Origin of the sequence: Rhodococcus chondri, from assembly GCF_036327435.1 — a bacterium.
Classification (GTDB): Bacteria; Actinomycetota; Actinomycetes; order Mycobacteriales; family Mycobacteriaceae; genus Rhodococcus; species Rhodococcus chondri.
On sequence record NZ_JAUZMZ010000211.1, the window covers coordinates 1 to 7341 of the forward strand.

The following is a 7341-nucleotide window of genomic DNA, read 5'->3' on the forward strand; positions in this document are numbered from 1 at the left end:
ACCGCGCGATCGCGATCTTCGCCGCGATGACGGGTGTGGGTTCCATCGCGGGGCTGATCCTCGGGGGTGCGCTCACCCAGGTGTCGTGGCGCTGGATCTTCCTGATCAACGTGCCGATCGGCATCCTCATCGTGATCCTCGGCGTCGCGGCCCTGCGTGAAACCGCTGCCGAGCGGCTCAGACTCGACGTGCCGGGCGCGATCCTCGCCACCGCGGGTTGCACCGGCATCGTCTTCGGCCTGACGGAAGGGCCGGAACTGGGGTGGACCAGCCCGGCCGTGATTGCCGCTCTGATCGTCGGGCTGGTGCTGCTCGGCGTATTCCTGCTCGTCGAGCGTCGCGCCGAGAATCCACTGCTGCCGTTCGTGCTGTTCCGCAACAAGAACCGTGTCGCGACATTCGTGTCGATCTTCTTCGCCGGCGCCGTGATGTTCAGCCTCGCTGCGTTCGTCGCCCTGTTCGTGCAGGACATTCTCGGTTACACCCCGCTCAGCGCCGGCCTGGCGTTCGTCCCGTTCGCGTTCGGCCTGGGCAGCGCGGCCGCGGTCGCTTCGAAACTCGCCGTGCGCGTGCAACCGCGCTGGCTGGTGGTCACCGGCGCGGCCATCATGACCGTGAGCCTGCTGTACGGATCGACGATGGACGAGACGGTCCGGTACTTCCCGACCCTGTTCATTCTGGTGCTCGTCGTCGGATTCGGGGTCGGGCTGGCCGTGGTGCCGCTGCCGCTGTGCGCGATCGCCGGGGTCGGCGCCCACGAGATCGGGCCGCTGTCGGCGATCGCGCAGGTCGCCCAGACCCTCGGCGGGCCACTGGCGTTCTCCGTGATCGGTGCGATGGCAACCTCCAGGACGATGTCGCTGGGAGGAACGTCCGGAGCGGTCGTCGATATGACACAGGCACAGATCACGGCGCAAGGTGAGGGATACATGTTCGCGCTCGTCGGGTGTGCGGTGTGCGCGGTGATCGCCGGTATCGCGGCGATGTTCATCCGCTTCACCCCGGAGCAGGTGGCCCAGGCACAGGAAGCGGAGAAGGCAGCGCAAACCGCCTGAGGTGTACCCGGCCAGGACGGTGGTTGCGGGCGTGCCCGCTTCATGCACACCCGAACGCGCGCACCCGGGCCGGGTTCGGCGTCATGGAAGTGTTGCGAACGCCTTCTTGGTGTCGCGACGCCGGTCTGAGCATCGAAGCAGTCGCCAGGCGAGCGGGGGTCGGGAAGCACACGATCTATCGACGCTGGCCGTCCATCGCAGCGCTGCTACTCGACGCGCTCAGTGTGGTGTGGGTCAGCGACTTTGGACTACCACACCACGGGGGACGTCCGCGCGGACCTGCGCGAGCAGTTCCTGCGATCGAGTCACGCCCTCTCCACCCCGCCCATCGGACCCGTCTACCGCGCAGTCATCGCCGAAGCCCAGGCAGATCCCGCACTCCGGGCGACCCTGCACGAACGATTCCTCGCCACCGTCGAACAGAGAACACTCGATCGGATCACCCGAGCCCAGCGCAACGGCGAACTGGTCGCCGAGGCGAACCTGGAATACGTCGCGGAGGTGCTGTGCGGGACTCTCTACTACCGCTGGCTACTGACCCCTCGCCCCATCGACGAAGCCGCGATCGACGGACTGCTGGACATGTTCATGGCCGCGTACGGAAGTCGGAGATAAGGGACACGGCCCGATCTCCCGTGTCGGTGAGGCAGCCCACGCGTGCCCGGAATCCGATCCGGGTAGCCGGAAGCCATGGCCGTTATCGTCGATCGCATCCGGGACACGGCCACATGGGTCGACCGGGTCTTCCGCTTCCGGGGGCACGAACGTTACGTGGCGCTCCAAGTGGTGCGCTGCACGGTCGCGGCCGTGGTGGCGTGGCTGATCACCGCGGAGTGGCTACAGTTCCAGCAAGCTTTCCTCGCGCCCTATGTGGCGGTGTTCCTCGTCGAAGCCACCGTCCTGCGCTCTCTTCGCCAAGCGGCGATCCAGGTGGGGGCGGTCGTCGCCGGAGTGCTGCTCGCGGTGGCCGTCACCCGGCTGGTGACCTCGTCGACCGTGGCGATCGGTGTATCGGTGGCCGTCGGTTATCTCCTCGGTCGCTGGTCCAGGTTCGAGTCGAACGGGATCTGGGTCGCGATCACGGCCCTGCTCGTCATCGCGACGGGCGCAACGGGCAGCCCGGTGCTGTTGGGCGAACGCCTCGTGGAGACGGCGATCGGCGCTGTCGTCGGCGTTCTCGTGACCGCGATCGTGTTTCCCCCGGTGTATCCGGCCGGGGCGGAGACCGCGGCACTCACCGCGGAATTGCGCGACCTGCTGCGGGACATGTCGTCGGGATGCTGCGGGGTCACCGCGGCCGAGCATGGCCGCGACAGTTGGGTCCAGCGCGCCCGGGGTATCGACCGACTGCTGCACCGCGCGGTCGACGAGTCCCGGTGGGCGCACGAGAGCGCGCGGTTCAATCCGCGGCCGTCCGCAGCACACACCCGGGAGCAGGCCCATCGGTCGGATCGAACCGTGGACAGACTGTGGTACGTCTCCTCGTCGGTCGAGAGCCTTGCCTACGCAGTCGAGACGATGACGGACGACGAAGGCGAGCCGGCCGAGCTGCGGGAGCGTCCGCGACAGGCGATCGGCGACCTGATCGCAGCACTCGCGGACCTTGTCGAGCACCTGGGCGACGACGCAGACGACGCCACCGGCGAGGCCGATCGGCTCTGTGAGCGACGGCTGGCCGAACTCGAGAGCGTCGCTGCCGAGTCCACCGACCCCCGGGTGACGGCGCAACTCGGCGCGGTGCTCCACCCTGCCCGCCGGATCATCGGCGCCGTCAGGTGAGCACGAGCAGCTCCGTCGGGGATCGGGTTTCCACACGCAACCCTGCCTTCGCCGCGACCCGCGCCACGCCCTTGACGTCGGCGGGCTCGGCGCGCGTGAGCACCAGCGCGCGCGCCAGCAGACCCTTGTGGTGCTTGTTGAAGTGGCTGACAACCTTGCGGGATCCGTCGGCCTGCTCGGTGAGAACCGTCGCGGTCACCGCGCCCGGTACGGGACCGAGCTGCTGGTAGATCCCCGAGCGCAGGTCGACCACGAGGTCGCCGTCCGCCTCCCGGACGAGCGCGTCGGGCAGTTCCGGCCGCCACAGTGCCGCCAACGTCCCGAACCCGGGTACTTTCGACCCGCCGGAGAGCCGATACGCCGGAATCGGGTCGCCGGCGCGGACGGCGCCGAACAGCGCCGACCCGATGGCCAGCCGACGGTATGCCTTCTCGCGTTGCGCCCGCGTGAACGACGCCGCGTCGAGGGCATCGAACAGCACTCCGGTGTACCGCTCGAGGGCGGGGCGGGTGGGCGAGACCCACAGCTTCGCATTGCGCTCGACCTCGTCCCCCTGTGTCGCCCCCAGTCCGAGCGCGCGCATCGACGCCTCGCTGTCGGCCGCGAGATCGACCAGAGCCTGTACGAGCAACTCGCGGGTCGGTGTCAGTTGCGGCATCGACAGCTCGCCCAGATCCAGGGGCTCGCCGACGCCGCCGTCGGACTTGGTTTCGGAAGGGGGGAGCAGCACCAGCACAACCGGTAACCGTACCGACGTGGCTTTCGGAGCTGCCGGTAGGCTGCTACTCCGTGATCACCCGCATGTCGCACCTGTTCCTTCGCACGCTTCGTGACGACCCCGCCGACGCCGAGGTCGCGAGCCACAAGCTGCTCGTCCGCGCCGGTTATGTCCGTCGTATCGCGCCGGGGGTGTACTCGTGGCTGCCACTGGGGCTGCGGGTGCTGCGGCAGATCGAGCGAGTGGTGCGCGAAGAGATGAACGGGATCGGCGCGCAGGAGATTTCGCTGCCCGCACTGCTGCCGCGCGATCCGTACGAAACCACCAACCGGTGGACCGAGTACGGGCCCGGATTGTTCCGGCTGCAGGATCGAAAGGGTGCCGACTACCTGCTCGGCCCCACCCACGAGGAGTTGTTCGCCCTCACCGTGAAGGGGGAGTACACCTCGTACAAGGACTTCCCGGTCACGCTGTACCAGATCCAGACGAAGTACCGCGACGAGGAACGCCCCCGCGCCGGTATCCTGCGGGGCCGGGAGTTCGTGATGAAGGACTCCTACAGCTTCGATCTCACCGACGAGGGCCTGGCGACGTCGTACCGCGCTCACCGCGACGCCTACGAGCGGATCTTCACCCGACTGGGCGTGAAGTACGTGATCGTCTCGGCCACGTCCGGTGCGATGGGCGGCAGCGCGTCCGAGGAATTCCTGGCCGAGTCCCCGGCCGGCGAGGACACCTACGTCCGCTGCCTCGAGTCCGGCTATGCGGCGAACGTCGAGGCCGTCAAGACCCGCGTTCCCGATGCGATTCCGGTCGACGGTAAGCCCGAGGCCGTCGTCCACGACACTCCCGACACCCCGACGATCGACACTCTGGTCGCGGCCGCCACCGAGATCCTCGGTCGTGACGTCGTAGCCGCCGAGACTCTCAAGAACGTTCTGGTCAAGGTGCGACAGCCCGGCGGCGAGTGGGAACTGCTCGGCATCGGCGTTCCCGGCGACCGTGAGGTCGACGCCAAGCGCCTCGAGGCGTCGGTCGAGCCCGCCGAGGTCGCGCTGCTCACCGACACGGACTTTGCGGCCCATCCGTTCCTCGTCAAGGGGTACATCGGGCCGAAGGCGCTCCTGGCCAACGGGGTTCGGTACCTCGTCGATCCGCGTGTGGTGGACGGCACCAGCTGGATCACCGGAGCGGACGAGCAGGGCAAGCACGTGTTCGGCCTCGTTGCCGGCCGTGACTTCACCCCCGACGGCACCATCGAAGCCGCCGAGGTCCGCGACGGCGATCCGTCGCCGGACGGTGCGGGTCCGCTCGTCTCCGCCCGCGGCATCGAGATCGGCCACGTGTTCCAGCTCGGCCGCAAGTACACCGACGCGTTCGAGGTGAATGTGCTCGGGGAGAACGGCAAACCCGTCCGTCCCACCATGGGCTCGTACGGTGTGGGTGTCTCCCGCATGGTTGCGGTGATCGCCGAGCAGATGCACGATGACAAGGGACTGCGCTGGCCTTCGGAGATCGCCCCGTTCGATGTGCATCTGGTGATCGCCAACAAGGACGAGCAGGCCCGCGAAGGTGCCGAGAACCTCGCCGAGGAACTGTCGAACGCGGGTGTCGAGGTGCTCTTCGACGATCGCAAGGCATCGCCGGGGGTCAAGTTCAAGGATTCCGAACTGCTCGGCATGCCGCTCGTCGTGGTGGTCGGCCGCGGTTTCGCCGACGGCAACGTCGAATTGCGCGACCGGTTCACCGGCGAAGCCCGTGAGGTGCCGGTCGGAGAGGCCGTCGCCGAGGTACTCGCCGCGATCCGCGGATAGGCCACACTCGGGGGTATGACTGCAGACTGGGAACGGACCGATACCTACCTCTCCGATCTTCTGATCGGCGACGACCCCGCCACCGAGTCGGCGCTCGCGGCCAACGCGGAGGCGGGGTTGCCCGCCATCGACGTGGCCCGGGTGCAGGGCAAATTCTTGTATCTGCTGGCGCGCGCGACGGGAGCGCGGTCGGTCCTCGAGATCGGCACCCTCGGCGGATACAGCACCATCTGGCTCGCGCGGGCGGTCGGCGACGCCGGCACGGTGATCACGCTCGAATTCGAGCCGCGGCACGCCGAGGTGGCGCGTGTCAATCTCGACCGTGCCGGTGTCGGCGGGGTCGTCGACATCCGTGTCGGTGCGGCCCTGGACACCCTGCCGCAGCTCGAGGGTCCGTTCGATCTGGTGTTCGTCGACGCCGACAAGGAGAACAACTCCAACTACGTGCGTGAGGCACTGCGACTGTCGCGCCCGGGCACGGTGATCGTCGTCGACAATGTGATCCGTGGTGGTTCGGTCGCCGACCCCGCCACCGACGACGAACGTGCCCGCGCCTCGCGGGAGGTCCTCGAACTGCTCTCGTCGGAACCCCGGCTCGACGCGACCGCACTCCAGACCGTCGGCTCCAAGGGCTGGGACGGGTTCGCGCTGGCACTCGTCGTCGACTGAACCCTCGTTTCTTTCCGAGCCGGCGTGTCAGAGATCCTGCCATCCCGGCCGGACGAGGCCCGATTCGTACGCGAGCACCACGAGCCGGGTGCGGTCGCGCGCGCCGAGCTTGAGTAGGATCCGGCTCACATGGGTGCGCACGGTCGCGGGGCTCAGGAACAGGCGTGCGCCGATCTCGGCATTCGTCAGCCCCTCCGCGACGAGAATCATCACCTCCCGCTCCCGGTCGGTGAGTTGCTCGAGTTCCGGTGCATGCGGAGGCTGCTTCGCGTGAGCCGCGAACTCCGCCAACAGCTTCCGCGTCGCCGACGGCGACAGCAGGGCGTCCCCGTCGGCGACCACGCGCACCGCCCGCACGAGATCGCCCGGTTCGGTGTGCTTGACCAGGAAACCGCTCGCCCCCACCCGCACAGCCTCGAAGACGTACTCGTCGAAGTCGAATGTCGTCAGCACCACAACCCGCACCCTGGCAAGCGCCGGGTCGGCGACGATGCGCCGGGTCGCGGCGAGCCCGTCCAGAATCGGCATGCGGATATCCATGAGCACCACGTCGGGGACCAGCTCGGCCGTCGTCGCGACCGCGGCCGCACCGTCCACGGCCTCACCGACCACAGCGATGCCCTCCTGCGCGTCGAGCAACGCGACGAAGCCGGCCCGTACGAGGGCCTGGTCGTCGGCCACCACCACTCGGATCGTCACAGGTCGTCCTCCGCGTCGTGATCATCGGGGCGTCGGAGCGGCAACTCCGCCCGGACGCGGAAGCCCCCGTTCGGTCTTGCCCCCACGGTGAGCGTGCCCCCGAGCGCCCGGACGCGCTCACGCATGCCCGGGATGCCGCTGCCACCGCCGGATGCCGGCCCGGCACCGCCGAACCTTTCGGAACCATCGAGGTTCTCTGGACTGCTTCGCTTCTCGGAGCCGGAGTTCTCGATGCACACGAGCAGCGTGCCGGAGCCGAACGTGACGGTGACGGTCGCGGGTGACCCGGCCGCGTGGCGGGCGACGTTTGTCAGCGATTCCTGGACGATGCGCGCCGCGGCGACATCGACCAGGCTCGGCAGATGCACCGGAGTACCCCGGATCCGGGTGGTCACATCCAGCCCGGACGCCCGCGCCCGCTCGACCAGCGCGTCGAGATCCGCGATGCCCGAGGTCGGAGCAGTCGGCGGACCGATCTCGCTGCCGCGCAACGACGCCGACAAGGCATGCACCTCGTCGATCGCGTCGCGGCTCGTGTCCTTGATCGTCGCCAGGGCGGGGCGGGTCCGTTCCGGGTGGGTGTCGAACAGTTCCAGCGCCACCGACG

Annotated in this window: 8 protein-coding genes and 1 pseudogene; 6 read left to right on the forward strand and 3 right to left on the reverse strand. The window is 68.6% G+C overall.

Translation table 11 applies throughout. The features are described from left to right. The 4 genes and pseudogenes from Q8814_RS23115 to Q8814_RS23130 all read left to right on the forward strand — a co-directional run. Positions 1 to 1055, forward strand: a 1055-nt coding sequence (locus Q8814_RS23115) for an MFS transporter (RefSeq protein ID WP_330154313.1), incomplete at its 5' end; no start/stop codon positions are given. A gap of 83 nt (positions 1056 to 1138) precedes the next feature. Next, positions 1139 to 1228 (forward strand): annotated as a pseudogene (locus Q8814_RS23120) (hypothetical protein); the annotation flags it as partial. 70 nt (positions 1229 to 1298) lie between these two features. Further along, positions 1299 to 1670, forward strand: a complete 372-nt coding sequence (locus tag Q8814_RS23125) for a TetR-like C-terminal domain-containing protein (RefSeq protein ID WP_330154314.1) — start codon at positions 1299 to 1301, stop codon at positions 1668 to 1670. 75 nt (positions 1671 to 1745) lie between these two features. Next, positions 1746 to 2834 carry an FUSC family protein gene (locus tag Q8814_RS23130; protein ID WP_330154315.1) on the forward strand — a complete coding sequence of 363 codons (1089 nt, stop codon included), beginning with the start codon at positions 1746 to 1748 and terminating at the stop codon, positions 2832 to 2834. Here the strand turns inward: Q8814_RS23130 and yaaA are convergent. After that, entirely contained in the window at positions 2827 to 3570 is a 744-nt protein-coding gene (gene yaaA, locus Q8814_RS23135) for a peroxide stress protein YaaA (RefSeq protein ID WP_330154316.1), read from the reverse strand. The genes Q8814_RS23130 and yaaA overlap by 8 nt on opposite strands. A gap of 53 nt (positions 3571 to 3623) precedes the next feature. Between yaaA and Q8814_RS23140 the strand changes: the two genes are divergently transcribed. Together Q8814_RS23140 and Q8814_RS23145 are read left to right on the forward strand one after the other, a co-directional pair. Further along, entirely contained in the window at positions 3624 to 5366 is a 1743-nt protein-coding gene (locus Q8814_RS23140; protein WP_330154317.1) for a proline--tRNA ligase, read from the forward strand. A gap of 15 nt (positions 5367 to 5381) precedes the next feature. After that, positions 5382 to 6035 (forward strand): O-methyltransferase, encoded by a 654-nt coding sequence (locus tag Q8814_RS23145; protein WP_330154318.1) that lies wholly within the window; start codon positions 5382 to 5384, stop codon positions 6033 to 6035. A gap of 27 nt (positions 6036 to 6062) precedes the next feature. On the opposite strand, the gene Q8814_RS23150 is transcribed toward Q8814_RS23145, so the two are convergent. Next, positions 6063 to 6734, reverse strand: coding sequence for a response regulator transcription factor (locus Q8814_RS23150; RefSeq protein WP_330154319.1), 672 nt, complete (start codon positions 6732 to 6734; stop codon positions 6063 to 6065). Beyond that, on the reverse strand, positions 6731 to 7341 hold a 611-nt coding region (locus tag Q8814_RS23155; protein ID WP_330154320.1), incomplete at its 5' end, for a sensor histidine kinase. The genes Q8814_RS23155 and Q8814_RS23150, both read right to left, overlap by 4 nt.

Bases quoted from the DNA above. Each gene is read 5' to 3' on its own strand.
- Q8814_RS23145 (WP_330154318.1), top strand. From the start codon at position 5,382: ATGACTGCAGACTGGGAACGGACCGATACCTACCTCTCCGATCTTCTG.
- Q8814_RS23130 (WP_330154315.1), top strand. From the start codon at position 1,746: ATGGCCGTTATCGTCGATCGCATCCGGGACACGGCCACATGGGTCGAC.